We start from the raw sequence: 26643 nt of genomic DNA on the forward strand, positions 1-26643 counted from the left end.
GACGGGCCATGGGCCTACCTGCTGCAGGAACCCGGGGCGGTGCTGCGGCTGGAGTAGGGCGCTTGCCCGCGGCGCGCCCGCGGCCTATGGCGCGGGCAGCAGGGGATCGTGGCGATGAGCGGGACGAATCAGCGGATCGACGGCAAGCGGCTGTGGGACAGCCTGATGGCGATGGCCGAGATCGGCGCGACGCCGAAGGGCGGCGTCAGGCGCCTCACCCTGACCGAGGTCGACCGGCAGGGGCGGGAGCGGTTCCGCGGCTGGTGCGAGGCGCTGGGGCTCACGGTGCGCGTCGATGCAATCGGCAACATGTTCGCCAGGCGCGAGGGGCGCGACCCGAAGCGGCTGCCGGTGCTGCTGGGGAGCCATCTCGACAGCCAGCCCTCGGGCGGGAAATTCGACGGAGCGCTCGGCGTCATCGCTGGGCTGGAGGTGATGCGCTCGCTCAACGACCTCAACATCCAGACCGAGGCGCCGATCGAGCTGGTCAACTGGACGGATGAGGAGGGCAGCCGCTTCGGCCATTCCCTGATGGGCAGCGGCGCCTGGGCCGGCGTCTATCCGCTGGAGAAGGTTTTTGGCCTCAAGGATGTCGAGGGCGTCTCGGTCGAGGAGGCGCTGACCGGCATCGGCTACAAGGGCGGGGTGCCGGCGAAGCCCTTCCCGGCGGACGCCTATTTCGAGTTGCATATCGAGCAGGGGCCGATCCTCGAGAAGGAAGGCAAGGCAATCGGCATCGTCACCGGGGCACAGGCGCAGGTCTGGTACGACGCGGCCGTCACCGGGCAGGATGCGCATGCCGGGACGACGCCGCCCTCCGCGCGGCGGGATGCGCTGGTCTGCGCGGCACGGATCATCGACCTTGTCGACCGCATGATGCGGGCCCGCGGCGAGGATGGGCGCGGCACGGTCGGGCAGCTGCACGTGCTGCCGAACAGCCGCAACGTGGTGCCCGGCGAGGTGCGGTTCAGCGTCGAGTTCCGCCACCCGGATTTCGGCGAGATCGAGCGGCTGGCGGCGCAATTCCCGCGCGAGGCGGGGTTCATTGCGCGCGATTGCGGGACGCCCCTGAAGCTCGAGGAGCTGTTCCGGCTGCCGGCGCAGCCTTTCGACCCGGGGTGCGTCGATCTGGTGCGGCAAGCGGCGGCGCGGCTCGGCCTGCCGGCGCGGGAAATCGTCTCGGGTGCGGGGCACGACGCGGTCTATGTGGCGCGGAGCGTGCCGACGGCGATGATCTTCACCCCCTGCAAGGACGGGCTCAGCCACAACGAGGCGGAAAGCATCGAGCCGGGCGAGGCGGAGGCGGGGTGTCAGGTGCTGTTCGAGGCAGTGGTGGCGCGGGCGAACCGGGCCATCTGACCGTCCCGCGGAGCCTACCGCAGCAGGCTCCGGGCCGGGATCAGCCTCAATCCACAAGCGGACCTCTCAGAAATTGAGGCGGATGGCGGCCTAATCCTCTAATTTTACTCCGAAATCTTCCGCGGTTTGAGCGGTTGACCTTTTGAAAGAGGCTGGGCCCAGCCCGCGGGTGGGGTGAGGCCTTCGGCCACCCAGCTCATGCCTGGGACGCCCCGGTGGCATCCACAAGTTTCAGCATGGTACCGAACGACGTTGACCATTGCGAAGCTGTTGCGGAAGCGACCGGTGCGCGCTGCTGCCAGTACGGCGCGGATATTTTTTCGGCGTAGCCTGCGCAACAATCCGGGCCACTCACCCGACCCGCTCTGTAAAAAGAAACCAGAACCCTATTGTGAAAAAATTTAAAGCTACCTAGAGGCGATTTCACCATCGCTGTCTCCATTTAAGGCAAAAAAAATCAGCGCGGATACTTTTTATGTACGTGCGATCTGATGGCAGCCCTATGCAAGTGGCGGTAGCAGACCATGAGCATGGGCGTGATCACGAGGATGGCTGGCAGCGGCAACTTCCGATCCGGACGTGAAGATCATGTCCGAAACCTCATGCTCTAATTATCCGTAGTTGAAATGTAGCCTTATGAAAGTTCATGTCTGGCAAGTGTGTAAGAGGCGTACGCATGGCTGAACAGCCTGCAACAAAGAAGGTTTGCAACCATCGCTAGTGCAGTGACTCATTCGGATGATGCAGGCAGCCGGTCGAGCTTGGCGAGGATGGTACCGGCGGGCTTGGTCCAAACGAATGGGCTCGACGTGGCGTTGTGCTCGCGGATGTAGTGGGCGATGGCCTGCTCGAGATCGGCGACGGATTGGAACACTCCTCGTCGCAAGCGCCTTCGGCTCAGCGCTGAGAAGAAGCCCTCGACGGCATTGATCCAGGAGGCCGAGGTTGGCGTGAAATGGAACACCCAGCGCGGGTGCCGCTCCAGCCAGGCGCGCACCTTGGGATGCTTGTGGGTGGCGTAGTTGTCGGCGATGGCGTGGATCAGCTTGCCCGCGGGCACGGCGCGCTCCACGGCGTTAAGGAAGCGGACGAACTCCTGGTGCCGATGCTGCGGCATGCAGCGGCCCAGCACGGTGCCATCCTGGACATTGAGCGCGGCGAACAGGGTGGTGACGCCGTTGCGCTTGTAGTCGTGGGTCATGGTGCCGCACTTGCCTGGCTTGAGCGGCAGGCCAGGCTGGGTGCGATCGAGCGCCTGGATCTGCGACTTCTCGTCGATGGACAGCACCACGGTGTGCATCGGCGGATCCATGTACAGGCCGACGATGTCCTCGACCTTCTCGGCGAAGGCCGGATCGTTGGAGCGCTTGAAGCTGCGCAGGCGGTGCGGCTGCAGCCGGTGGGTATCCCAGATGCGCTGCACTGAGCGCAGGCTGATGCCGCTGGCCTGCGCCATCGCCCGACCGGTCCAGTGGGTAGCCTGGCCCTGCGGCTCGGAGCAGGTGAGCGCCAGCACCTTCGCCACGGTTGCGGTCGGCACCGGCGCCCTGCCAGGTGGGCGGGTCTTGTCGCGCAGCAGGCCGTCCACACCGGCCAACGCGTAGCGCGCCTGCCAGCGCCATACCGCCGGTCGGCTTGCCGCAGCCTGACGGGCAATCTCAGCAACGGAGAGCCGGTCGGCGGACAGCAGGATGATCCGAGCACGTTGGACGTGCTTCTGCGGGCGGTTCCGGTCAGAGGTGATCGCCGCCAGTCGCGCACGATCACCAGCGTCGACAATGACGCATACTTCCTGGGCCATCTGCCCAGCTTAGCATGCCTCAGTAGGCGCGTGAATCGTCCGTCTGTGTCACTGCACTAGAATACTTTGATCGGTGCCGTAAAAAAACGGTTCCCTTCACGTCTTGCTGTGTCGATTTCGTGAAGCGGGACGTCTTTCTGTTTTTTGCTTTCTCCCGTACCCATCAATGGGCGCTTTGGAAGCGCTCAATCGCAGCCAAGAGGCGGCGAAGCGGGAGGATGTAATGACGCGCGTCTGGCTCAGTACTATGACAGTCTTCATGCTGGGCGCTGCTGTCCCCGCCGGGGCGCGTGACTTGGTCTATACGCCGGTCAATCCAGCCTTTGGCGGGTCCCCTTTGAACGGCACTTATGTCCTTGGCTTGGCGACAGCGAACAATCGCTTCCGCACCAGCCCGGAGCAACGTCAGCAGGAGCGGCAGACCTCCCTCTCCAACGGCCAGCAATTCGAACGGCAGATCACCTCGGCCCTGCTGAGCCAGATCGCCAGCAACATCGGTCAGCAGATCCTCGGCGAGAACGCCCGCGACAGCGGCACCTTCTCGATCGGCGGCACCTCGGTGCAGTTCCAGCGCATCGGCGGGCAGATCAGCGTCGACATCACCGAAGGGTCCACAGGGGGCCGCACCAACATCCTCATCCCGGCTCCTGCCTTCTGACCAACTGAGCCGACATGAGATCGCCCGTTTTCCTGGCGCTCGCCGCAGCGCTGTCCCTGACCGCATGCGGAAATTCCGCATCCCGCATGCTTGCCGAAAGCCCCACCCTTGGGCGGCGAGCGCCTGACGAGCTGCGTACCTTGCCGGCCCCCGCCCGCAAGCTCGACATCGCCGTCTTCGCCTTCACCGACCAGACGGGTCGGCACCTGCCGAACGAGAACTTCGCCGAGTACAGCTTCGCCGTGACGCAGGGCGGCGCCGCCATCCTGATCAATACCCTGAAGGATGCCGGGTCGGGCAGGTGGTTCACGGTGCTGGAGCGCAACCGCCTGGCCGATCTCTTTCAGGAGCGGCAGATCATCCGGGCCAACCGGTCCGAAGCCTTGGGTCCGAACGGGCAGCCCTTGCCGCCGCTCGGTCCGCTGCGGAATGCCGGCCTGATGGTCACGGGTGGGATCATCGGATACGACAGCAACGTCCTGACGGGCGGCATCGGCGCCAACTTCCTCGGCATCGGCGCCACCACCGAGTACCGGCGCGACAACGTCTCGGTCTACCTCCGGATCATCAGCATCCTGACCGGCGAGGTGCTGGTCAGCGTCACCACCGACAAGACCATCTACAGCGTCGCTGTGCAGGGCTTGCTGAGCCGCTATGTCGGCTTCAACCGGCTGCTGAACGCCGAAGCCGGCGTGACGACGAATGAGCCCCGGCAGGTGGCGGTGCGGCAGGCAATCGAGAAAGCCGTCTACGCGGCCATCCTCGAAGGCGCCAACCGGAACTACTGGAAGTTCGCGGACGAGGATGTCGGCCGAGGGTTGGTCGACAGCTATCTCGAAACCCGTGACGGCGACATCCCAGATCGGGCCACCTCGGTGGCTCCCACCAATCCACCCGCGGAGCCGGCTCGGCCCCGTGCGGAGGTTCCGCTGGTCGGACCTTTGGCCGACAGTGGAGAGTCGAACCGGCAGCCCGACACCGAACGCCCCGGTGTCGCCCAAGTGGGAAGCCGGGCCGCGCTGCAAGGGCGGGTAACAACGCCACAACAACTGGCCCGCTCGGCCATCGGGGACCTCTGAACCATGCGTAACCTTCTCCTCGCTTCCGTCGCCGCCATCGGCCTCAGCATGGGCGCCATACCCGTTTGGGCGCAATCCTTGGACAACCAGTCCGAAATCCAGCAGGCGGGCAGCGGCAACCAAGCCACCGTCGAGCAGAGCGGCACCCTCAACCGTGCCTTCGGCCGGTCGCAGGGCAATGGCAACACCATCCGCCAAACTCAGTCCGGTACCGGCGGCTCCATCCGGACCAACCAGTACACCAGCGGTAACACCGCCAACGCCACGCAGGCGAATGCCGGCGGCGGACGCATCTTCCAGACCCAGCAGCGCGGCGACAACAACACCGCCAACGCGACGCAGACCGACATCGGCGTCGGCACGGTCGATATCGAACAGGTGCAGAACGGCACTTCCAACAATGCGACGGCCTCGCAGACTCAGGTAAGCAACAGCCGCATCGGCCAGAACCAGAATGGCGACCGCGGCACCGTGACTGCCACGATGGGTGCCAACGCGTCCGGCGCCACGATCCAGCAGACGCAGGGCGGCGCCGAGAATAAGGCGTCGGCTAGCGTGTTCGGCACGCAGGTCGCCTACATCGAGCAGACGCAGGAGGGCACCGGCAACGAAGCCGCCGCCGCGACCGTCTTCGGTGGCAATCTGACGATCCGGCAGACCCAGGGCGGCGGCAGCGGCAACATCGCCACCGCGTCCCTGGCGAATGGCAACAACCACTCGATCACGCAGACCCAGAACGGCTCTGGCAACTACGCGCTGGCGACTACCTCTTCGGCGTCGGACGGCTACATCAACCAGAACCAGACCGGCGTGAACAATCGGGCCACCGCTCAGCAGAATGGCGGCAACGGCAACACCATCTCGCAGACCCAGAACGGCTCGGGCAACGTCTCCTTCGCCTACCAGGGCGTGGCTGGTGGCCGAGCGGACAGCAGCAGCATCACCCACAACCAGAGCGGCGATGGCAACACCGCCACCAGCAACCAGGGCGGTGGTACGGGCATGATCGCGTCGATCACGCAGATCGGCAATGGCAACACGGGCACGACCTCGCAGATCGGCACGACCCTGAGCGCCATCATCAGCCAGAATGGCAGCAACAACACCGCGACCATCACCCAGAAGTAATCTGGCGTGACAGTCCGGGAGGGGTGCTATACCCCTCCCGGACGTCTTCAATTTGGGAGGCTACGATGCGCAAATATCTCGCCGTGCTTGCCACCATTCTCACGGGACCCGCCATGGCGGCCGACAACGACGTATCGACCGATCAGGTCACCCAGCGGCTCGTCGCCCGCAGCGGTGGCGGAACAGTGGCAGATGTCGTGCAAAGCGGCGCCCTCAACAACGCCACCACCAATCAATCTGGCTCGGGCAACAGCGCGATCATCCGCCAGACCGGCTCGGGCAACCGCTCGACGATCACCCAGCAGGGCAGCGGCCTGTCGGGCGAGAGCATTCAAACCGGCAGTGGGCTTGGCTCGACCCTGATCCAGATGGGCAGCGGCCTCGGGGCCACCATCACCCAGAATGGCACCGCCGGGCAGATCAGCGTCACCCAGACCTCGCCGGGCATGACCGGCGCCACCATCACCCAGACGGGTCCCGGCACTGTCACGGTTCGCTAGACTGGCCCTGGCGCTGCTCCTGGGCGCCTTGTCCGGCCCAGCGCTATCCCAGACCCTCCCCGGCGCTCCGAACGTTCCAGCGGGCGCCTGCGGGGCTGGAAACAACAGCCCCGCCTGCCAGGACATCCGGCGGGCGCTGCCCAATCAGCGAGCGGCCCCGCCACTCCCGCCCGAGGTGCTGCGCGGCTCGCCGCCCGGTGGCATCGCCTCCCCCGGGATTGCCTTCAATGGCCCGCCGCGGAACGATATGGACGATGTCCGCGGCCAGCGCTTCATCCCGCCGGGCATCCGCGCCTTCCTGAACGATCGCCGGATCGACCCAGCAATCCGCGCCTACCTGCTCGGCATGGCAGGTCGCAACACAGATACGTGGACCCTGGCGGAGTTCCAATTCCTCACCGCGGTGGTGCCGTCCCTCACGGAAATCTACATCAGCACCTCGACGCTGAGCGAGTTCTACGAGTTCATGGGCCTCGATCCCGCCAGCCTGTTCGAGCCCCAACTCGGCCAAGGGTGGCAGGCGAGTTCGACCACCTTCGATCCGCGCTTCTATGGCAATACGCCCCGGCGGTGCCGGACCCTGCAACGGCAGGCGCAGAGCGATCCGAGCACCGTCAAAGTCCAGGCCCTGCTCTCCTGCGCGGATCCGGAGTAGCCTCTCGAGGCGCCCGTTGAGATCGCAGGCGCCTCTCCCCTCCATGACGGGAGCAAGAACGGCTCGACTGCGCCGCGGCGGGCGGTTGGCCGTTTCCGGTTCAACCGGCTCCTCTAGCCCCCCACCCACTGGGCGATCAGGTAGGCGACCGTTGCCGCCAGCCCGCCGATGCCGAAGGTCTGCACCGCGCCGCGCAGCGGAGGGAGGCCGGTGGCGCGGGCCTTCAGCCAGCCGAAGGCGAGCAGGGCGATGCCGGTCATCGTGGCGGAGACCATCAGGGCCGGGCGGGTTTCCGCCAGGAGGATGTAGGGCGAGAGCGGGATCAGGCCCCCCACCGCATAGGCGCCGCCGATGGTGGCGGCGGAGCGGGCGGCGCGGCCGGGGGTGGGCTCGGCGAGGTCCAGCTCGAAGCGCATCATGAAGTCGACCCAGCGGCGGCGGTCGGCGGCGATGGCCTCTGTCGCCTGGCGCAGGGTTTCGCCCCGCAGGCCGTAGCGGTGGAGGATGACGGAAACCTCCCAGCGCTCGCGGTCGGGGTAGTCGCGGATCTCCTGCTCCTCGCGGCTGCGCTCGGCCTCGAAATGCTGGGCGTCGGTGCGGGCGGCGAGGTAGCCGCCGAGGCCCATGGCCACGCAGCCGGCGGCGATCTCGGCGAGGCCGGCGGTCACGATCAGCGGATTGGCGGCGATGGCGCCAGAAAGGCCGGCGGCGAGGGCGAAGGGCACCGTCAGCCCGTCCGCCATGCCGATGACCAGGTCGCGGACGGTCTCGGAGGCGGTGAAATGCTGCTCGCCCTCGGGCGGGCCGGGAGGGGCGGGGGGGAGTTCCTCGCGCTGGGGGGCGGTGTCCATGCCGGCAGGCTATCGCGCCGCCGTGACCGCATCCAGGGGCTGGGTTGCCGGCCACCGCACCGCGGCCTATAGGGCCGACAACCCAGGAGGACCGCTGCCTTGGCCAGCCTCGAACCCGATTCCCAGCCCGATGCCAAGCCGAACCCGGCGCTCGCCTTGCAGGCCGAGATCCTCGCCCGGCCGGCGACGGAGGAGCGGCGGATGGCGGATGCGATCCGGGCACTGGCGATCGATGCCGTCGAGAAGTCGAAATCCGGCCATCCCGGCATGCCGCTCGGCATGGCCGATGTGGCGACGGTGCTGTTCAGCCAGTTCGTGAAGTTCGACGCCGCCGACCCGCGCTGGCCGGACCGCGACCGGTTCGTGCTCAGCGCCGGGCATGGCTCGATGCTGCTCTACTCGATCCTGCATCTCACCGGGCAGCCGGGGATGACGATCGACGACATCAAGCATTTCCGGCAGCTGCATTCGCCGGCGGCGGGGCACCCGGAATTCGGCGAGGCGCCGGGGATCGAGACGACGACCGGGCCGCTCGGGCAGGGCATCGGTAATGCGGTCGGCATGGCGCTGGCGGAGCGGATCCTGGCGGCGCGCTTTGGCAAGTCGCTGGTCGATCACCGCACCTGGGCGATCTGCGGCGATGGCTGCCTGCAGGAAGGGGTCAGCCATGAGGCGGCCTCGCTCGCCGGGCATCTCAACCTCGACAAGCTGACGCTGCTCTGGGACGACAACAAGGTCACCATCGACGGCCCGACCGACCTGTCCTTCACCGACGACACGCTGAAGCGCTTCCAGTCTTATGGCTGGGCGGTGCGGCGGGTCGATGGGCACGACACGGCGGAGGTGGCGGCGGCGCTGGCCTGGGCCGTCAGGACGCCGAAGCCGGTGCTGATCGCCTGCAAGACCATCATCGGCTTCTCCGCGCCGAAGAAGGCGGGGACGGCGGCGAGCCATGGCAGCCCGCTCGGGCCCGAGGAAGCCGCGGCGGCGAAGTCGGCGCTGGGCTGGAACCATCCGCCCTTCGAGGTGCCGGAGGGGCTGCGGGAGCGCTGGGAGGCGGTGGGACGCCGCTCGGCGGGGACGCGGCGGACTTGGCTGAAGCGGCTGGCGAAGCATCCGATGAAGGCGGATTTTGAGCGCGCCATCGCCGGCAAGCTGCCGGAAGCCTGGCATGAGGCGCTGGCCGCGCTGCGCGTCAAGACCGCGGAGGAGCGGCCGAAGATCGCCAGCCGGATCGCGGGGCAGCGGGCGCTGGAGGCGCTGGTGCCCTCGATCCCGGAGATGGTCGGTGGCTCGGCGGACCTGACGGGGTCCAACAACACCAATGTGAAGGGCATCCCCTCGGTGAAGCCGGGGGATTTCAACGGGCGCTACGTGCATTACGGCGTGCGCGAGCACGGCATGGCCGCGGCCATGAATGGCATGGCGTTGCACGGCGGCATCATCCCCTATTCCGGCGCCTTCCTGGTCTTCGCCGACTACATGCGGCCGTCGATCCGGCTGGCGGCGCTGATGCGCCAGCGCGTCATCCATGTGCTGACGCATGACAGCATCGGCCTCGGCGAGGACGGGCCGACGCACCAGCCGGTGGAGACGCTGGCGGGGCTGCGCGCCATCCCGCACCTCTTCGTCTTCCGCCCCGGCGATGCGATGGAGACCGCCGAGTGCTGGGAGCTGGCGGTGAAGCGGTCGGACGGGCCGAGCGTGCTGGCGCTGTCGCGGCAGGGGCTGACGCCCTACCGGACCGAGGCGGGGGAGAACCGCTGTGCGCGGGGCGGGTATGTCGTCGAGGAGGGTTCCGGGCCGCGGCGCGCAACCTTGATCGCCACTGGCTCGGAAGTGTCCATCGCCCTGGTTGCCCGGGCGGCGCTGGAGGCCGATGGTATCGCAACGGCCGTCGTCTCGCTGCCCTGCTGGGAGTTGTTCGCCGCGCAGGATGCAGGATACCGGGAAGGGGTGCTGGGAAGCGCCCTCCGGGTCGGCATCGAGGCGGCGATCGGCTTCGGCTGGGAGCGCTGGCTGGGGCCGGAGGGACTCTTCATCGGCATGGAGGGCTTCGGCGCCTCGGGCCCGGTGGAGGATCTGTACCGCCACTTCGGCATCACGGCCGAGGCGGTGACGGCGGCCGTAAAGAAGCGTATCGGTTGAGCCCGTATCGGGCTCCAAGAGAAGGAAGACGATGATGGCCGTGAAGGTCGGGATCAACGGGTTCGGGCGCATCGGTCGCCTGGTGCTGCGCGCGATGATCGAGAGCGGGCGCGACGACGTCGAGTGCGTGGCCATCAACGACCTCGGCTCGGTCGAGGCGAATGCGCATCTCTTCCGCTACGACAGCGTCCACGGCCGCTTCCCGGGCGAGGTGCAGGTCGAGGGCAACTCGATGATCATCTCGACCAATGGCCGGACCTATGCGCCGATCAAGGTGACGGCCGAGCGCGACCCGACCAAGCTGCCCTGGCAGGGCGTCGATGTCGCGGCCGAGTGCACCGGCATCTTCACGAATTCCGACAAGGCGGCGCTGCTGCTGCAGTCCGGCGCGCGGAAGGTGCTGGTCTCCGCTCCCGTCACCTGGGCCGAAGTGCATGCCGATGACAGCGCGCAGGCGACCATCGTCTATGGCGTGAACCACAAGATCCTGAAGCCGAGCCACCAGATCGTCTCGAACGCCTCCTGCACCACCAACTGCCTCGCACCGGTGGCGAAGGTGCTGCACGAGAAGTTCGGCATCCAGCGCGGCTACATGGTGACGATCCACGCCTATACTGGCGACCAGAACACGGTCGACACGCTGCACAAGGACCTGCACCGGGCGCGTGCCGCGGCCGTCTCCGCCATCCCGACCTCGACGGGCGCGGCGAAGGCTGTCGGCCTCGTGCTGCCGGAGCTGAAGGGCAAGCTGGACGGCACCGCCATCCGCATCCCGACGCCGAATGTTTCACTCATCTCGCTCGACGTGAACCTCAAGACCGAGGGCGTCACCAAGGAGATGGTGAACCAGGCGATGAAGGAGGCCGCCGAGGGCGAGCTGAAGGGTATCCTTGGCTACAACACGGCGCCGCTGGTCTCCATCGACTTCAACCACGACAGCCATTCCTCGACCTTCGACGCGACGCAGACCCAGGTGGTCGACGGCGCGCTGGTGCGGGTGATGAGCTGGTACGACAACGAGTGGGGCTTCTCCAACCGCATGTCGGACACTGCCGCACTGCTCGGCAGCCTCTGAGCCTGGACAACACGGCGCCCGCCGATGTGGCGGGCGCCGCATGAGGACCCACCGGATGCCCCGCTTCCGCACTCTCGACGACCTCGACCCCAAGGGCCGCCGCATCCTGTTGCGCGCCGACCTGAACCTGCCGATGAGGGACGGCGTCATCACCGACCGCACCCGGATCGAGCGGCTGGCGCCGACCGTTCAGGAGCTGGCGGAGAAGGGCGGGCGGGTCATCCTGTGCAGCCATTTCGACCGGCCGAAGGGCAAGCGCGTGCCGGAGATGTCGCTGAAGCCGATGCAGGAAGCGCTGGCCCAGGCGATCGGGCGGCCTGTCGCCTTCGTCGATGACTGCGTCGGGCCGGAGGCCGAGGCCGCCGCCGCCCGGCTGCAGGATGGCGAGGTGCTGCTGCTCGAGAACACCCGCTACCATGCGGGCGAGGAGGCCAATGACCCGGCACTGTCGGCGGCGCTGGCAAAGCTGGCCGATGTGTATGTCAACGATGCCTTCTCGGCGGCGCACAGGGCGCATGCCTCGACCGAAGGCGTGGCGCGGCTGCTGCCCTCCTATGCGGGTCGCCTGATGCAGGCGGAGCTGGAGGCGCTGGACGCGGCGCTCGGCAACCCGGCGCGGCCGGTCGTCGCCATCGTCGGCGGGGCGAAGGTCAGCACCAAGCTCGACTTGCTCGGCAACATGGTGAAGCGGGTGGACGTCCTGGTCATCGGTGGGGCGATGGCGAACACCTTCCTCGGCGCGCAGGGGCATGCCATGGGCAAGTCCTTGCAGGAGGCCGGGATGTACGACACGGCGCGGGCTATCCTGGAGACCGCCCGGTCGGCGAATTGCGAGATCATCCTGCCGAGCGACCTGATGGTGGCGGCGGCCTTCGCGGCGAATGTGCCGACGCGGGAGGTCGGCATCGACGCGGTGCCGGCCGAGATGATGGCGCTGGATGTGGGGCCGGATACGGTGGCGGCGATCGAGGCGCGGCTGCGCCAGGCCTCGACCCTGGTGTGGAACGGGCCGCTCGGCGCCTTCGAGACGCCCCCCTTCGACGCGGCGACGGTCGCCGTCGCGCAGTCGGTGGCGGGGCTGACGCAGTCGATGGGGCTGAAGTCGATCGCCGGCGGCGGCGATACCGTGGCGGCGCTCAAGCACGCGGGCGTCGAGGAGCGGATGACCTATGTGTCGGCCGCGGGCGGTGCCTTCCTCGAATGGCTCGAGGGGAAGACCTTGCCGGGGGTGGCGGCGCTGGAAAGTGCTGCCTAGGCTTCAGGCAAGTGTGACGAAAGCTTACTGGACGGTTAACGGCGGCGGGCGCCATGCTGCGGCATGCGCATCCCGCCCCGCGACCGCCGCCATCGTGCTCCCGCCTTTACCGGGGATTCAGACCTCGAGGGCATGATCCGGCGCATGATCAGCACCAATGCGCTCGCCGCCTTCACGACGCAGGTGGCACAGACCAGGCCGGCCCAGCCGGTCCGGGGCATCAGCCCGGGGCAGAACGGTCCGGCCCCCGATGTCCAGCCGCCCCAGCGGACGCTGGAGGCGGTGCCCACGGCGCCGAGCCGCCCGCCACCGCGCGGCTCCTTGCTCGACCTGCGCGTCTGAGCGTGCCCATCGGAGCTTGCACTGACCGGAGGGGCCGCCCATCCTCTCCTCATGGCGAGCTTTGTACGCACCACTCCGGAAGGTGAGGATCGCGAGCGGCTAACCTGTGCCGATTGCGGCTTCATCGCCTATGAGAACCCCAAGATCGTCGTCGGCAGCGTCGTCGGGGTCGGGGAGCAGGTGATGCTCTGCCGAAGGGCGATCGAGCCCCGGCGCGGCTTCTGGACCCTTCCGGCCGGGTACATGGAAATGGCCGAGACGGTGGAGGAAGGCGCCCGGCGCGAGGCCTGGGAGGAGGCGCAGGCGCGCATCGCCATCGAGGGCGTGCTCGCCATCTATTCCATTGCCCGAATCGGGCAGGTGCAGGTGATCTTCCGCGCGGGGCTGGCCGAGCCGGGCTTCGCGCCGGGGCCGGAGAGCCTCGACGTGCGGCTGTTCGGCTGGGAGGAGATTCCCTGGGGCGAGATCGCCTTTCCCTCGGTCCACTGGGCGCTCCGGCAGTGGCGGGAGGCGGCGGGGCGGCCGCTCGGCCTGCCGGCGATGAACCCGCCCGAGGATGCGCGGGGGATGCGGCCACTGCCGGGGGATGGGTTGTGATGCGGCGGATCCTGCTCGCGCTGCTGCTGCATGCTGGGCCGTCGCTGGCGGAGGAGGCGGCCGTGCTCTCGCCGGGGCCTGAGGTCCGGCTGCCCGAGCGGGCGGCGCAGGCGCGGCCGCGGCCGAGGGGACCGGCGCTGCGGAAGCCGCCGGCCCTCAATCTCTCGAAGCAGGCGGCGCTGCCCTTGCCGCCGCGTCAGCCGCAATTCGGCAACCTGGCGCCGGTGCCGAACCGCTCGGTGGAGCGGCAGGCGCCCCTGCCGAACCCGCGGACGACCCTCAGCCCCAGCCTGCTCTACCGCAACCTGCCGGGGCGGGGCCTGGCCGAGGAAGGCACACCAAGCCTGCTGGAGGACAAGCTCTACCGGCCGGCGCCGGGAGCGAGACTCAGGGTGCCCTTCGCGTATTGATCCTACTGCGGCTTGAGGCCGCGGCCGGCCTCCCACACCGGGTCGGGTGTGGTCCAGAGCACCGGGTCGCGCATGGCGGCAGAGAGGGCCTTGGTCACGGCGGAGAAGATGGCTTCGCCCTTCTCGGCGGTCGCAGCGCGCGGGTCGCCGCGGACGCCGGTGCGGGGGGCGCGCTCCTCGAAGGAATAGAAGCGGACGAAGCCGGCGGGCGGGTTCGGCGGTGGGTTGGAGAGGCTTTCGGCAATCTTCTCCCGGCGGACCTGGGCGGCGTCGAGCGCCAGCCAGAGGCTGGTCTCGCCCTCGCAGGCATGCTGCACGCCGGGCTGGGTCGTCAGGATGGCGGCGATCTCCTTCGACGCGACCTGGGGCCAGGTGGTGGTGACGATGGGGATGCCGAATTCCACCGCCAGCTCGCGGCCGGCGACGGCCAGCGGGTCGATGTTGCCGCCATGGCCGTTGACGATCAGCAGGCGGCGGAAGCCGTCGGCCACGAGCGAGCAGACGACGCAGCGGAGCACGGCCTGGAAGGTGGCGTGGTCAAGCGTGATGGTGCCGCCGAAGGGCAGGTGATGCTCCGAGAGACCGAGCCAGATCGGGGGGAGGACGGCGACGGGGAGGTCCTCGGCGACGGCGGCGGCGGCGCGGAGGGCGAATTCATGGGCGCAGGCGCTGTCGGTCCAGACCGGCAGATGGGGTCCGTGCTGCTCGAGGCTGCCGATAGGGAGGATGACGAGGGCGTCGCGGGCGGCCAGCGCCTTCAGCTCGGGGCCGGTCATGCGGTCCCAGCGAATCTCTGTGGGCATGGGTGGTGGTTCCTTTCCTTGGGAACGGGAGGGGCTCTGTCCCTCTCGCGCTCTCCCCGCCAAAAGCCCTCCGGGCTGTGCGGGCCCCATGCCGATGTTGAGCGGCAATGGGGAGCCCGGGTGGGGGAGTTTGAGGGGCCACGCCCCCTCGATCAACGGGCCGCGGCGATCGCCGCCATGACATCGGCCACCGTCTCCCGCACCGCGACGTCCGTGGCGAAGCGCAGCCCGGCGACGACGATGGCGGCGCGGGCGCCGGCCGCATGGCGCTCCTCCGAGGGGCGGACCAGGACGATCCGGTCGAGCGCCAGGTAGGTGCGGGCGCCGTTGAGGTCGGTCAGCGGGACGAGGCGGAGGCCGGCGGCCTGCAGGCGGCGGATGACGGCATCGAGGCCCTCGCTGCTGCGCTGCTGGACGAAGGCGGTGGTGTCGAGAATGGTCGCGCCGTCGAGCCGGGCGACGCGGACGACCTGCATGGCATTCAGCCGGACCGGGGCGCGGCCCTCGGCGGGGAACAACTCGACGAAGCTCGCGGGCGAATCCTGGGCGGCGGCCGCGGGAGCGAGGAGCAGCAGCGGCAGGACCCGCCGGGGGATCATGGCAGGCCGACCAAGCCCCTGGCATAGTCGCGGGCAGTGAAGGGGCGGAGGTCGGCGGCCTTCTCGCCGACGCCCACCACATGCACGGGCAGGCCGAATTCCTGGGCCAGCGCCACGACGACCCCGCCCTTGGCGCTGCCGTCGAGCTTGGTGACGGCGAGGCCGGTGACGTCGACCATCTCCTTGAAAACCTTCACCTGCTGCACGGCATTCTGGCCGGTGGTGGCGTCGAGCACGAGCAGGACGGAATGCGGCGCCTCGGGATCGACGCGCTTCATCACGCGGATGACCTTGCGCAGCTCCTCCATCAGCGCCGTCTTGTTGTGCAGGCGGCCGGCGGTATCAACCAGCAGCACCTGGACGCCCTCGGCGCGGGCGGCGGTCAGCGCGTCGAAGGCGAGGCCGGCGGCGTCGGCGCCTTCCTTCGCGGGGGTGAAGACGCGGGCGCCGGTGCGCTCGCCCCAGATCTGCAGCTGCTCGACGGCGGCGGCGCGGAAGGTGTCGCCGGCGACGAAGGCGCAGGAAAGGCCCCCCTCGCGGTATTGCTGGCCGAGCTTGGCGATGGTCGTCGTCTTGCCGGTGCCGTTGACGCCGACCACCAGCACGACATGCGGGGCGCGCGCCGGGTCGAGCACCAGGGGCTGGGCGACGGGGGCCAGGATCGTGCCGATCTCCTCGGCGAGCGCGGCCTTCACCTCCTCATCGGTCACTTCCTTGCCGAAGCGGGTGCGCCGGAAGCCCTCCACGATGCGGCGGCTGGCAGCGACGCCGAGATCGGCGGTGATGAGCGTCTCCTCCAGCTCCTCCAGGGCTTCCTCGTCGAGGCGGCGCTTGCGGAAGAGGGTGGTGACGCTGTCGGTGAGGCGGGCGGTAGAGCGGGAAAGGCCGGCGCGGAGGCGGGAGAACCAGCCGGCACGGGCGGCTTCCTCCGGCTCGTCAACCGGGAGGGGGGGAGTGGGGAGCGAGGCGGGGGGCGGCTGCGGCTCGGCTTCGGGCTCGGCTTCGAAGCCGGCCTCGCGCAACGCGGCCTCCTCCTCGGGGGTGAGGGTGATCTCGAAGGGGGCAGGTTCCGGCGCGGGTTCGGGCGCGGCGCCGAGGCGGGCGAGGGGGGAGGGGGCGGTGAAGGGAGGCGGGACCGGGATGGGCGAGGCAGGCAGGCCCGGCATGGCGGCGGAGGGAAGGGTCGGCGTGCCCAGCGGTGTCTCCGGCTCTGGCAACTGGCCCGGCGGGGTGGAGAGTGGGGCTTCCGCCTCGCTCGGCTTGCTGCGGATGCGGCCGAGCCAGTCCTTCAGCGCCATGGTCAGGCGGCCTCGGCGAGGAGGCCGCCGGCATCGGCGGCGGTGACGCGGAGCCGATGCAGGGTGCCGGGCTCGGCCTGGCCGGCGGCCAGGCGGATCGGGGCGAAATGCGCGGTGTGGCCGCGATCGTCACGCTCGAACAGCACGGATTCCTCCTGACCAAGGCGGGCGGCGTAGAAGCGGGCGGCGCCCGCCGCGCCCGCCGCGCGGAGGCGGGCGGCACGGGCCTTCCGCACCGGCATGGGCACGGCGGGCATGCGGGCGGCCGGCGTGCCGGGGCGCTCGGAGTAGGGAAAGACGTGCAGGAAGGCGAGTTCCATCTCCGCGACGAGGTCGAGCATCTCGGCGAACTGCTCCTCCGTCTCGGTGGGAAAGCCGGCGATGAGGTCGGCGCCGAAGGCGATCCCGGGCCGCAGCGCGCGGGCGCGGCGGACGACGGCGAGGGCGTCGGCCTTGAGGTGGCGGCGCTTCATGCGCTTCAGGATGAGATCGGCGCCGTGCTGCAGCGAGAGGTGGAGGTGCGGCATCAGCCGAGGCTCCTCGGCGATGAGGCGCCAAAGGTCGTCGTCGATCTCGACCGGGTCGAGGGAGGAGAGGCGGAGGCGGGGCAGCTCCGGCACTAGGGCCAGGAGGCGGCGGATCATCTGGCCGAGGCGGGGCTGGCCGGGAAGGTCGGGACCGTAGCTGGTGATGTCGACGCCGGTGAGGACGACCTCCTTGTAGCCATGGGCGACGAGGGCGCGGACCTGCTCGACGATGGCGCCGATGGGGACGGAACGGGAGGGGCCGCGGCCGAAGGGGATGACGCAGAAGGTGCAGCGGTGGTCGCAGCCCTGCTGCACCTGGACGAAGGCGCGGGCGCGGCCGGCGAACTCGGTGACCAGATGGGCCGCCGTCTCGGTGGCGGCCATGATGTCCGTCACGGGCGCGGGGGGCGAATCCTGGGCCCAGGCTTCCGGCTTCAGCTTGTCGGCATTGCCGATGACGCGGGTGACGCCGGGCAGGCCAGCCCACTTGTCGGGGGCGATCTGCGCGGCGCAGCCGGTGACGATGATCGGCGTGCCGGGGTTCTCGCGGGCGGCGCGGCGGATGGCCTGGCGGGCCTGGCGCTCGGCCTCGGCGGTGACGGCGCAGGTGTTGACGATGATGCCCTGCTGCCCGGCCTTGCCTGCAAGGTCGCGCATCGCCTCGGACTCGTAGGTGTTGAGGCGGCAGCCGAAGGTCAGAAGCTCAAGCGTCACAGCGGAAGGCCGTCGAGGTCGATGGTGCCGGTGAAGGCGGTGGCGACGGGGCCGGTCATCAGAACATGGCCGTCCGCGCGCCATTCGATGTGGAGGTCGCCGCCGGGGAGGGAGACGGTCGCGGCGCGGCCGGTGAGGCCGCGGCGGGCGGCGTTCACCAGGGCCGCGCAGGCGCCGGAGCCGCAGGCGAGCGTCAGGCCGGCGCCGCGTTCCCAGACGGTGAGGCGGATGTGCTCCGGGTTCAGGACCTGGACGAAGCCGATATTGGCGCGGTCGGGGAAGAGCGGGTCGTGCTCCAGCCGGGGGCCGAGGGTTGCGACCGGGACTGCGTCGAGGTCGGGGACGAAGAGCGTCGCATGGGGGTTGCCCATGGAGCAGGCGGCGGCGTCCTCGAACGGCAAGTGGAGGGTGTCCATGGCGCGGGCGAGGGGGACGTCCTGCCAGCCGAGGCGGGCGGGACCCATGTCGACGCGCCAGAGATCACCGAGGCGCTCGGCGGGCAGGTCGCCGCTGATGGTGCGGATGGTGACGCGGTCGGCGGCGGTCTCGGCGGCGACGAGGGAGGCGATGCAGCGGGTGGCGTTGCCGCAGGCGCCGGCCTCGGAGCCGTCCGGGTTGCGGATGCGCATGAAGGCATCGGCGCCGTCGCGGCCGGGCTCAAGCACGATGAACTGGTCGCAGCCGATGCCCCGCCGGCGGTCGGCGATGGCGGCGGCGCGGGCAGCGCTCATCGGCAGCGTCTGGGCGCGGGCGTCGAGCACGACGAAGTCGTTGCCGAGGCCGTGCATCTTGCGGAAGGGAACCATCACGGGGGAGATATGCCCCGTTGGGGGCGCGGTTCCAACCCCGCGCATGGCCGGGACGGACGGTGCCCGGGCCCGCCCGGGCACGACGCGGGCGGCTAGCGCTTCAGGATGGAGCCGAGCAGGCCGCGGACGACCGCCTGGCTGATCTGGCGGCCGACCGAGCTGCCGATGCTGCGGGCGGCGGATTTCGCCATGGATTCGGCGACGCCTTCGCGCTTGCCGCCGCGGCCGGTGAGGATGTTGCCAAGGATGTCGCCCATGCTTCCCCCTTGGCCGCCTTGCGGGATTTGCGGGATGCGGCTGCCGCGGGCCGGCGGCGGCGCGGGCAGGGGGGGCAGGGAGGTGGCGCCGCCCCAAGGGTTGCTGTCGCGGGTCGGAGCAGGGCCGCTGCGCCAGGGGCCGGAGGCGGGGGCGGCGGTGGCGCGGCCCTGGAGGCGTTCATAGGCGGAGTCGCGGTCGATCGCCTCGTCGTAGCGGCCGGCCAGTGGGCTCACCTTCAGCGTGGCGGCGCGTTCCTCCGGCGTGATGGCACCGATGCGGCCGCGCGGCGGGAGGATGCGGGCGCGTTCGACCGGGCTCGGGGTGCCGTCCTCCTGCAACGTCGAGACCAGGGCCTCGCCGACGCCGAGATGGGTGATGGCGTCCTCGACGCGGAGCTTGGGGTTGGGGCGGAAGGTTTCGGCGGCGGCGCGGACGGCCTTCTGCTCGGCGGGGGTGAAGGCGCGGAGCGCGTGCTGCACGCGGTTGCCGAGCTGGCCGAGCACCGTAGCCGGGAGGTCGAGCGGGTTCTGGGTGACGAAGTAGATGCCCACCCCCTTGGAGCGGATCAAGCGGACGACGGTCTCCACCTTCTCGACCAGGGCCTTCGGCGCGTCGCGGAACAGGAGATGCGCCTCGTCGAAGAAGAAGACGAGCTTGGGCTTGGGGAGGTCGCCAACCTCCGGGAGTTCTTCGAAGAGCTCGGAGAGCAGCCAGAGCAGGAAGGTGGCGTAGAGCCGGGGCGAGGCGATCAGCTTGTCGGCGGCCAGCACGTTCACGGCGCCGCGGCCGTCGGGGGTAAGCAGCATGAGGTCGGCGAGCGACAGGGCGGGCTCGCCGAAGAACTGCTCGCCGCCGGCCTGCTCCAGCATCAAGAGGCGGCGCTGGATGGTGCCGATCGTCGCCTTGCTGACATTGCCGTAGGTGGCGCCGAGCTCGCTCGCGCGCTCCGCCACATGCGTCAGGATGGCGCGGAGGTCCTTGAAGTCGAGCAGCAGCAGGCCCTCGTCATCGGCCAGCTTGAAGGCGATGGTGAGCACGCCCTCCTGCGTCTCGTTCAGCTCCAGCATGCGGGCGAGCAGCAGCGGGCCCATCTCGGCGACGGTGGCGCGCAGCGGGTGGCCCTGCTCGCCGAAGACGTCCCAGAGGATGGCAGGCGAGGGCTCGTAGGCGAAGGCGGCCTCGCCGAGGTCGTGGGCGCGCTGCTCCAGCTTCGGGTTGGGTCGGCCGGGCTGGGAGAGGCCGGCGAGGTCGCCCTTGATGTCGGCGCAGAAGACGGGGACGCCGGCGCGGGAGAAGCCCTCGGCGAGGGTTTGCAGGGTGACGGTCTTGCCGGTGCCCGTCGCGCCGGCGACCAGCCCGTGGCGGTTCGCGCGGGAGAGGAGGAGGGTGCAGGGGTGCTCGCCCCGGCCGATCAGGATGGTATCCGACATGGCAGGGTTATAGGGCAGGCGGGCGGCGCTTGCATCCGGGACGGCACGCCGCTATACGCCGCCCCTCTCCGCGCGACGGGCTTGGTGGGCATGCCCGGCCGCGGCTTCGTGCGCTCTCGGGCGCGCATCCTGACCGGACAAGGAGGTCCAAATGCCCAAGATGAAGACGAAGTCTTCTGTGAAGAAGCGCTTCAAGGTGACGGCCACGGGCAAGGTGCTCGCCGGTCCCGGCAAGAAGCGGCACATGCTCCGCAACCGCTCCTCCAAGGTGAAGCGGCAGAACACCGGGACCCAGGTGCTGCGGCACCAGGACGGTCTGACGGTGTTGCAATGGGCGCCCTATGGGCTGGTCCGGTAAGGGGGTCTGAGCCATGGCACGCGTCAAGCGGGGCGTCACCGCGCACGCCCGTCACAAGAAGGTCCTCAAGCTCGCCAAGGGCTATGTCGGCCGGTCTTCCACGAATTTCCGTCCCGCGCTGGAGCGGGTCGAGAAGGCGCTGCAATACGCCTATCGCGACCGCCGCAACAAGAAGCGTGACTTCCGCGGCCTCTGGATCCAGCGGATCAACGCGGCAGTGCGCGAGCACGGGCTGACCTATTCGCAGTTCATCGCCGGCATCAAGGCGGCGGGGATCGATCTGGACCGCAAGGTCATGGCGGCGATCGCCTTCGACGATCCCGCGAGCTTCGCGGCGCTGGTCGAGAAGGCCCGCGCGGCGCGTCCGGCCCCGGCGGCGACGCCGGCGGCCTGATTTCCTTCCCCTCGCGGGGATAGAGCTGCGCAAGGGGCCGCTCCCGGCAGGGTGCGGCCTTTTGCCTGTTTGGGACCTGATGCATGAGCGATGACCTCGACGCCCTCCGGGGCGAGACCGCCGACGCCCTCGCGGCCGCCGCCGACCTCCGCGCCTGGGATGCCGTGCGCGTCGGCACGATCGGCAAGAGCGGGCGGCTGACCGGGCTGCTGAAGGGGCTCGGCGCGGTGCCGGCCGAGCAGCGGAAGGAACGCGGGGCGGCGCTCAACCGGCTGAAGGCGGAGCTGGAGGCGGCGATCGAGGCCAGGCGCGTCGCGCTGGAGGCCGCGGCGCTGGAGGCAAGGCTCGCCTCCGAGCGGATGGACGTGTCGCTGCCGCCGCGTCCGCACCCGCCGGGCGGGGCCGGGGAGGGCGGCATCCATCCAATCAGCCGCACCATCGAGGAGTTGACGGCGATCTTCGGCGCCATGGGCTTCCGGGTGGCGGAGGGGCCCGACATCGAGAGCGACTGGCTCAACTTCTCTGCGCTCAACATCCCGGACCATCATCCGGCGCGGCAGGACCATGACACCTTCTACCTGCCGGCAGGGGCGGATGGGCGGCGGCCGGTGCTGCGAACCCACACCTCGCCGGTGCAGGCGCGGACCATGCTGGGGCAGGAGCCGCCGATCCGCGTCATCGTACCGGGGCGGACCTGGCGCGCCGACCATGACGCGACGCACAGCCCGATGTTCCATCAGGTCGAGGGGCTGGTGATCGACCGGGGGATCACGCTCGGGCATCTGAAGGGCTGCCTGATCGACTTCCTCCGCGCCTTTTTCGGCATCGGGGATTTGCCGGTGCGGTTTCGGGCCTCGTACTTCCCCTTCACCGAGCCCTCCATGGAGGTGGATATCGGCTGGAACCGGAAGACAGGCGAGCTCGGCAAGGGCGGCGACTGGCTGGAGATCCTGGGGAGCGGGATGGTGCATCCGCGGGTGCTCGCCAATTGCGGCATCGATGCGCGGGAGTGGCAGGGCTTCGCCTTCGGCATGGGGATCGAGCGGATCACCATGCTGAAGCACGGCATGCCGGACCTGCGCCCTTTCTACGAGAGCGACCTGCGCTGGCTGCGGCACTACGCGGCCGATCCGCTTGCGCCTCCTTCCCTCACGGAGGGTGTGTGAGATGAAATTCACCTTGTCCTGGCTGAAGGCCCATCTCGAGACCGAGGCACCGCTGGCCGATATCCTCGCCACGCTGAACACCATCGGGCTCGAGGTCGAGGGGGTGGAGGATCGCGGCGCCGCGCTTGCCTCCTTCCGGATCGCGCATGTCGTCGAGGCAGTGCAACACCCGAATGCCGACCGGCTGCGCGCGCTGAAGGTCGATGCCGGCGATGGCACGCTGCTTTCCGTCGTCTGCGGCGCGCCGAATGCGCGGGCGGGGATGAAGGGCGTCGTCGCGCTGCCGGGGGCCTTCATCCCCGGCACGGGCATCACCTTGAAGAAGGGCGAGATCCGCGGCGTCGCCTCCGAGGCGATGATGCTCTCGGCGCGGGAGATGGGGCTCGGGGACGATCATTCGGGCATCGTCGATCTCCCCGAGGATGCGCCGCTCGGCGAGAGCTACGTCCGCTGGGCGGGGATGGACGACCCGGTCATCGAGATCAGCGTGACGCCGAACCGGGGGGATGCGCTCTCGGTGCATGGGGTGGCGCGCGACCTCGCCGCGGCGGGGCTCGGGCGGTTGAAGCCGCTGGTCGAGCCGCGGATCGAGAGTGTCTATCCCTCGCCGCTGCGCTGGGAGATCGATGATCCGCGGGCCTGCGATTACGTCATCGGCCGGGCCATCCGCGGGGTGAGGAACGGCCCTTCGCCGAAATGGCTGCAGGACCTTCTGGTGGCGATCGGGCTGCGGCCGATCAACGCGCTGGTCGATGTGACCAACCTTTATACCCATGGCCTCGGCCGGCCGCTGCATGTCTTCGACGTGGCGAAGGTGCGGGGCCGGACGCTGACCCTGCGGATGGCGCGAGAGGGCGAGAGCCTGGTTGCGCTGAACGGCAAGACCTATGCGCTGACGCCGGAGGATGGCGTGATCGCCGACGAGGCGGGGCCTGAGTCGCTCGGCGGCATCATCGGCGGCGAGCATTCGGGCTGCGACGAGGACACCACCGAGGTCTTCATCGAGTGCGCGCTGTTCGACCCGGTACGGATCGCCCTCTCCGGCCGGCGGCACGACATCCGCACCGATGCGCGGGCGCGCTTCGAGCGCGGGGTAGACCCGGCCCTGCCGGCGCATGCCCTCGACCTTGCCACCTGGACGATGCAGGAGATCTGCGGCGGCGAGGCGAGCGAGGTGTCGGTGGCCGGCACGCCGCCGGCCTGGCAACGCAGCGCGACGCTGCGCTTCGCGCGGCTGGCCGGGCTCGGCGGGGCGGAGGTGGCGGCGGACGAGGCGGTCGGCATCCTGGAGCGGTTGGGCTTCGCGGTCGAGGCGCGGAATGCGGAGCGGGTGACGGTCGCCGTGCCGCCATGGCGGAATGACATCGCCGGTGGCGGGGGCCTGGACCAGGCGCCGGGCCTCGCCCCGGAGCGGGCGCGGGCGGCGGCGGAGGGTTGCGCGGCGGTGGAGCCGGAGGCCGATCTCGTCGAGGAGGTGCTGCGCATCCGGGGGCTCGACCGCATCCCCGCCGTCTCGCTGCCGGTCGCGGGGATCGTGCCGCCGCCGGCGCTGAGCGCGAGGCAGGCGCGGGCGGTACTGGCGCGGCGGGTGCTGGCGGCGCGGGGGATGCTGGATTGCGTCGGCTTCGGCTTCCTCGAAGCCAAGGTCGCGGCGCTGTTCGGGGAGACGCCGGCGGCGCTCAGGCTCGAGAATCCGATTGCGGCGGATCTCGATCAGATGCGTCCGACGCCGGTGGCCAGCCTGCTGCAGGCGGCGGCGCGTAATGCGGCGCGGGGCTATCCGGACGTGGCGCTGGCGGAGCTGGGCGCGGCCTACCGCGATCCCTCGCCGGAGGGGCAGCTGCAGGTGGCGGCGGGCGTGCGGACGGGGCACACGCCGCGGCATTGGGCGGAGGCCTCGCGCGCCGTCGATGCAATGGATGCCAAGGGGGATGCGCTCGCCGTGCTGGCGGCGCTCGGGGTGCCGATGGCCGCCGTCAGCGTCACCGCCGATGCGCCGGGGTTCTATCATCCGGGGCGGAGCGGGGTTCTACGGCAGGGGCCGAAGACGGTGCTCGCCACCTTCGGCGAGATCCATCCGCGGGTGGCGGCGGCGCTCGACCTCGCGGGGCCGGCCGTCGGTTTCGAGGTGTTCCTCGACGCCATCCCGGAGCCCAAGCGGCGGAAGAAGGGGGCGCCGGACCTGCCGGCCTTCCAGCCGGTGCGGCGGGACTTCGCTTTCCTCGTCGATGCCGGGGTTTCAGCCGAGGCGGTGCTGCGGGCGGCGCGGGGGGCGGACAAGGCGCTCATCGCCGAGGTGGTGCTATTCGACCGCTATGCCGGGGACAAGCTGCCGGAGGGCAAGGTGAGCCTCGCCATCCAGGCGGTGCTGCAGCCGCGCGAGGCGACGCTGACCGATGCCGAGATCGAGGCGGCGGCGGCGAAGCTCGTTGCGGCGGTGGCCAAGGCGACGGGGGCCACGCTGCGCGGCTGAACCGGGGCTGGCCAATCCAGTGCTTTGACTTGGCCGGCTCCTGCCTTATCTGCAACTGCAAGAGGCCGGACATCCCCGAACCGGCCGCCGGAATCCCATGCCCGACACTCCGCTCGCCCGCATCCGCAATTTTTCCATCATCGCCCATATCGACCATGGGAAGTCGACGCTTGCCGACCGGCTGATCCAGGCCACCGGCACCGTGACCGCGCGGGAGATGAAGGAACAGCTCCTCGACAACATGGAGCTTGAGCGGGAGCGGGGCATCACCATCAAGGCGCAGACGGTGCGGCTGGCCTATCAGGCGAAGGATGGGCAGACCTACATCCTGAACCTGATGGACACTCCGGGCCACGTGGACTTCGCCTATGAGGTGAGCCGGAGCCTCGCGGCCTGCGAGGGCTCGCTGCTGGTGGTCGATGCCTCGCAGGGGGTGGAGGCGCAGACGCTCGCCAATGTCTACCAGGCGATCGACGCCAACCACGAGATCGTCCCGGTGCTGAACAAGATCGACCTGCCGGCCGCCGAGCCGGAGCGGGTGAAGCAGCAGATCGAGGACGTGATCGGCATCGACGCCTCGGATGCCGTCGAGATCAGCGCCAAGACCGGGCTCAACATCGAAGGCGTGCTGGAGGCGATCGTCACGCGCCTGCCTCCCCCCACCGGCGATGCCTCGAAGACGCTGACGGCGCTGCTGGTCGACAGCTGGTACGACGCCTATCTCGGCGTGGTCGTGCTGGTGCGGGTGAGGGACGGGCACCTGAAGAAGGGCCAGCGCATCCGCATGATGTCGAACGGCTCGGTCCACACCATCGAGCAGGTCGGCGTCTTCACCCCGAAGATGGTCCAGGTGGAGAGCCTCGGGCCGGGCGAGATGGGCTACGTGACCGCCGCCATCAAGACGGTCGCGGACACCAATGTCGGCGACACCCTGACCGACGACCGCAATCCGGCCGAGGAGGCGCTGCCCGGCTTCAAGCCCAGCATCCCCGTGGTGTGGTGCGGGCTCTATCCGGTCGATGCCGACGACTTCGAGAAGCTGCGCGAGAGCGTCGGCAAGCTGCGGCTCAACGACAGCAGCTTCCACTACGAAATGGAAACCTCGGCGGCGCTGGGCTTGGGCTATCGCTGCGGCTTCCTCGGCCTGCTGCACCTCGAGATCGTGCAGGAGCGGCTGTCGCGCGAATTCGACCTCGACCTGATCGCGACCGCGCCCTCCGTCGTCTACAAGATCCGCCGCACCAACGGCGAGATGGAGGATCTGCACAACCCCGCCGACATGCCGGACCCCTCGTTGATCGACGAGATCGAGGAGCCCTGGATCAAGGCGACGATCATGGTGCCGGACGAGTATCTCGGCCCCGTGCTGACGCTCTGCAACGAGCGGCGCGGCCGGCAGGTTGAGCTGACCTATGTCGGCACCCGCGCCATGGCCGTCTACCGGCTCCCGCTGAACGAGGTGGTGTTCGACTTCTACGACCGGCTGAAGTCGCTCAGCCGCGGCTATGCCAGCTTCGACTACCAGGTGGACGGCTACGAGGCCGGCGACCTGGTGAAGATCTCCATCCTGGTGAATGCCGAGCCGGTGGATGCGCTGTCCTTCATGGCGCATCGCAGCCAGGCCGACCGGCGCGGCCGGCAGATCTGCGAGCGGCTGAAGGAACTGATCCCGCGCCAGCTCTTCAAGATCCCGATCCAGGCGGCGATCGGGGGCCGGGTGATCGCGCGCGAGACGATCTCCGCGATGTCGAAGGACGTGACGGCCAAATGCTATGGCGGCGACATCAGCCGCAAGCGGAAGCTCCTCGACAAGCAGAAGGAGGGTAAGAAGCGCATGCGGCAGTTCGGCAAGGTCGAGATCCCGCAAAGCGCCTTCATCGCCGCGCTGAAAATGGATGCCTGACGGGCTTGGGGGTTGATTCCTGAACCCCATGTCATCTAAGCGGCGCGTCGGAA

At 69.5% G+C, this 26643-nt stretch carries 25 protein-coding genes; 17 read left to right on the plus strand and 8 right to left on the minus strand.

Annotation, left to right across the window (positions count from 1 at the left end):
* The first annotated feature begins 114 nt into the window (after window positions 1-114).
* Window positions 115-1359, plus strand: a complete 1245-nt coding sequence (locus LH62_RS17835) for a Zn-dependent hydrolase (protein WP_043363423.1) — start codon at window positions 115-117, stop codon at window positions 1357-1359.
* Window positions 1360-2089: 730 nt separating this feature from the next.
* Here LH62_RS17835 and LH62_RS17840 read toward each other — a convergent pair.
* Window positions 2090-3160 carry an IS630 family transposase gene (locus LH62_RS17840; RefSeq protein WP_043363424.1) on the minus strand — a complete coding sequence of 357 codons (1071 nt, stop codon included), beginning with the start codon at window positions 3158-3160 and terminating at the stop codon, window positions 2090-2092.
* A gap of 259 nt (window positions 3161-3419) precedes the next feature.
* Between LH62_RS17840 and LH62_RS17845 the strand changes: the two genes are divergently transcribed.
* From LH62_RS17845 to LH62_RS28535, 5 genes are all read left to right on the plus strand, one after another.
* The gene (locus LH62_RS17845; protein WP_201445531.1) at window positions 3420-3818 is read left to right on the plus strand and encodes a curli assembly protein CsgF; all 399 of its coding nucleotides are present in this window, start codon (window positions 3420-3422) and stop codon (window positions 3816-3818) included.
* A gap of 140 nt (window positions 3819-3958) precedes the next feature.
* A complete protein-coding gene (locus LH62_RS17850) occupies window positions 3959-4897 on the plus strand; it encodes a CsgG/HfaB family protein (RefSeq protein ID WP_201445532.1) in 939 nt (312 codons plus the stop codon).
* Between the two features lie 3 nt (window positions 4898-4900).
* Complete coding sequence (locus LH62_RS17855) at window positions 4901-6025, plus strand: hypothetical protein (protein ID WP_043363426.1); 1125 nt, start codon at window positions 4901-4903, stop codon at window positions 6023-6025.
* A 65-nt stretch (window positions 6026-6090) separates the two neighbouring features.
* On the plus strand, window positions 6091-6525 hold the full coding sequence (locus LH62_RS28530) for a hypothetical protein (protein WP_052214644.1): 435 nt from the start codon (window positions 6091-6093) through the stop codon (window positions 6523-6525).
* A 175-nt stretch (window positions 6526-6700) separates the two neighbouring features.
* Entirely contained in the window at window positions 6701-7180 is a 480-nt protein-coding gene (locus tag LH62_RS28535; protein ID WP_052214645.1) for a hypothetical protein, read from the plus strand.
* Between the two features lie 113 nt (window positions 7181-7293).
* Here LH62_RS28535 and LH62_RS17870 read toward each other — a convergent pair whose 3' ends face one another.
* Complete coding sequence (locus tag LH62_RS17870) at window positions 7294-8031, minus strand: VIT1/CCC1 transporter family protein (RefSeq protein ID WP_043363428.1); 738 nt, start codon at window positions 8029-8031, stop codon at window positions 7294-7296.
* Window positions 8032-8130: 99 nt separating this feature from the next.
* Between LH62_RS17870 and tkt the strand changes: the two genes are divergently transcribed.
* From tkt to LH62_RS17900, 6 genes are all read left to right on the plus strand, one after another.
* Complete coding sequence (gene tkt, locus LH62_RS17875) at window positions 8131-10179, plus strand: transketolase (protein WP_043363429.1); 2049 nt, start codon at window positions 8131-8133, stop codon at window positions 10177-10179.
* 34 nt (window positions 10180-10213) lie between these two features.
* Window positions 10214-11254: a type I glyceraldehyde-3-phosphate dehydrogenase gene (gap, locus tag LH62_RS17880; protein ID WP_043363431.1), complete on the plus strand. Its 1041-nt coding sequence runs from the start codon at window positions 10214-10216 to the stop codon at window positions 11252-11254.
* A 55-nt stretch (window positions 11255-11309) separates the two neighbouring features.
* A complete protein-coding gene (locus LH62_RS17885) occupies window positions 11310-12509 on the plus strand; it encodes a phosphoglycerate kinase (protein WP_043363432.1) in 1200 nt (399 codons plus the stop codon).
* 144 nt (window positions 12510-12653) lie between these two features.
* Window positions 12654-12851 carry a hypothetical protein gene (locus tag LH62_RS17890; RefSeq protein WP_144404524.1) on the plus strand — a complete coding sequence of 66 codons (198 nt, stop codon included), beginning with the start codon at window positions 12654-12656 and terminating at the stop codon, window positions 12849-12851.
* 51 nt (window positions 12852-12902) lie between these two features.
* Entirely contained in the window at window positions 12903-13448 is a 546-nt protein-coding gene (locus LH62_RS17895) for an NUDIX domain-containing protein (RefSeq protein ID WP_043363436.1), read from the plus strand.
* Window positions 13448-13858 carry a hypothetical protein gene (locus LH62_RS17900; protein WP_043363437.1) on the plus strand — a complete coding sequence of 137 codons (411 nt, stop codon included), beginning with the start codon at window positions 13448-13450 and terminating at the stop codon, window positions 13856-13858. The genes LH62_RS17895 and LH62_RS17900 overlap by 1 nt, the downstream gene beginning before the upstream one ends.
* A 2-nt stretch (window positions 13859-13860) precedes the next feature.
* Here the strand turns inward: LH62_RS17900 and LH62_RS17905 are convergent, their stop codons facing one another.
* The 6 genes from LH62_RS17905 to LH62_RS17930 form a co-directional block, all read right to left on the minus strand.
* The gene (locus LH62_RS17905) at window positions 13861-14661 is read right to left on the minus strand and encodes a creatininase family protein (protein WP_043363439.1); all 801 of its coding nucleotides are present in this window, start codon (window positions 14659-14661) and stop codon (window positions 13861-13863) included.
* A gap of 152 nt (window positions 14662-14813) precedes the next feature.
* On the minus strand, window positions 14814-15260 hold the full coding sequence (locus LH62_RS17910) for a hypothetical protein (protein WP_043363440.1): 447 nt from the start codon (window positions 15258-15260) through the stop codon (window positions 14814-14816).
* Window positions 15257-16558 (minus strand): signal recognition particle-docking protein FtsY, encoded by a 1302-nt coding sequence (gene ftsY / locus LH62_RS17915; RefSeq protein ID WP_082012637.1) that lies wholly within the window; start codon window positions 16556-16558, stop codon window positions 15257-15259. The genes LH62_RS17910 and ftsY overlap by 4 nt, the downstream gene beginning before the upstream one ends.
* A gap of 2 nt (window positions 16559-16560) precedes the next feature.
* A complete protein-coding gene (mtaB, locus tag LH62_RS17920) occupies window positions 16561-17799 on the minus strand; it encodes a tRNA (N(6)-L-threonylcarbamoyladenosine(37)-C(2))-methylthiotransferase MtaB (RefSeq protein ID WP_043363442.1) in 1239 nt (412 codons plus the stop codon).
* Window positions 17796-18605, minus strand: coding sequence for a diaminopimelate epimerase (gene dapF / locus LH62_RS17925; RefSeq protein ID WP_043363443.1), 810 nt, complete (start codon window positions 18603-18605; stop codon window positions 17796-17798). The genes mtaB and dapF overlap by 4 nt, the downstream gene beginning before the upstream one ends.
* A gap of 95 nt (window positions 18606-18700) precedes the next feature.
* On the minus strand, window positions 18701-20296 hold the full coding sequence (locus tag LH62_RS17930) for a helicase HerA-like domain-containing protein (RefSeq protein ID WP_043363445.1): 1596 nt from the start codon (window positions 20294-20296) through the stop codon (window positions 18701-18703).
* 151 nt (window positions 20297-20447) lie between these two features.
* Here LH62_RS17930 and rpmI point away from each other — a divergent pair, with 151 nt between their 5' ends.
* The 5 genes from rpmI to lepA all read left to right on the plus strand — a co-directional run bounded on the left by rpmI (window position 20448) and on the right by lepA (window position 26590).
* Window positions 20448-20654, plus strand: coding sequence for a 50S ribosomal protein L35 (gene rpmI, locus LH62_RS17935; protein ID WP_043363447.1), 207 nt, complete (start codon window positions 20448-20450; stop codon window positions 20652-20654).
* A gap of 13 nt (window positions 20655-20667) precedes the next feature.
* Window positions 20668-21048 carry a 50S ribosomal protein L20 gene (gene rplT / locus LH62_RS17940; protein ID WP_043363448.1) on the plus strand — a complete coding sequence of 127 codons (381 nt, stop codon included), beginning with the start codon at window positions 20668-20670 and terminating at the stop codon, window positions 21046-21048.
* 83 nt (window positions 21049-21131) lie between these two features.
* Window positions 21132-22214 carry a phenylalanine--tRNA ligase subunit alpha gene (gene pheS / locus LH62_RS17945; RefSeq protein WP_043363449.1) on the plus strand — a complete coding sequence of 361 codons (1083 nt, stop codon included), beginning with the start codon at window positions 21132-21134 and terminating at the stop codon, window positions 22212-22214.
* 1 nt (window position 22215) lies between these two features.
* Entirely contained in the window at window positions 22216-24687 is a 2472-nt protein-coding gene (gene pheT / locus LH62_RS17950) for a phenylalanine--tRNA ligase subunit beta (RefSeq protein WP_043363450.1), read from the plus strand.
* 97 nt (window positions 24688-24784) lie between these two features.
* Window positions 24785-26590: a translation elongation factor 4 gene (gene lepA / locus LH62_RS17955; protein WP_043363451.1), complete on the plus strand. Its 1806-nt coding sequence runs from the start codon at window positions 24785-24787 to the stop codon at window positions 26588-26590.
* Window positions 26591-26643: the final 53 nt, after the last annotated feature.

Origin of the sequence: Belnapia sp. F-4-1 (assembly GCF_000802185.1) — a bacterium.
Lineage (GTDB): Bacteria > Pseudomonadota > Alphaproteobacteria > Acetobacterales > Acetobacteraceae > Belnapia.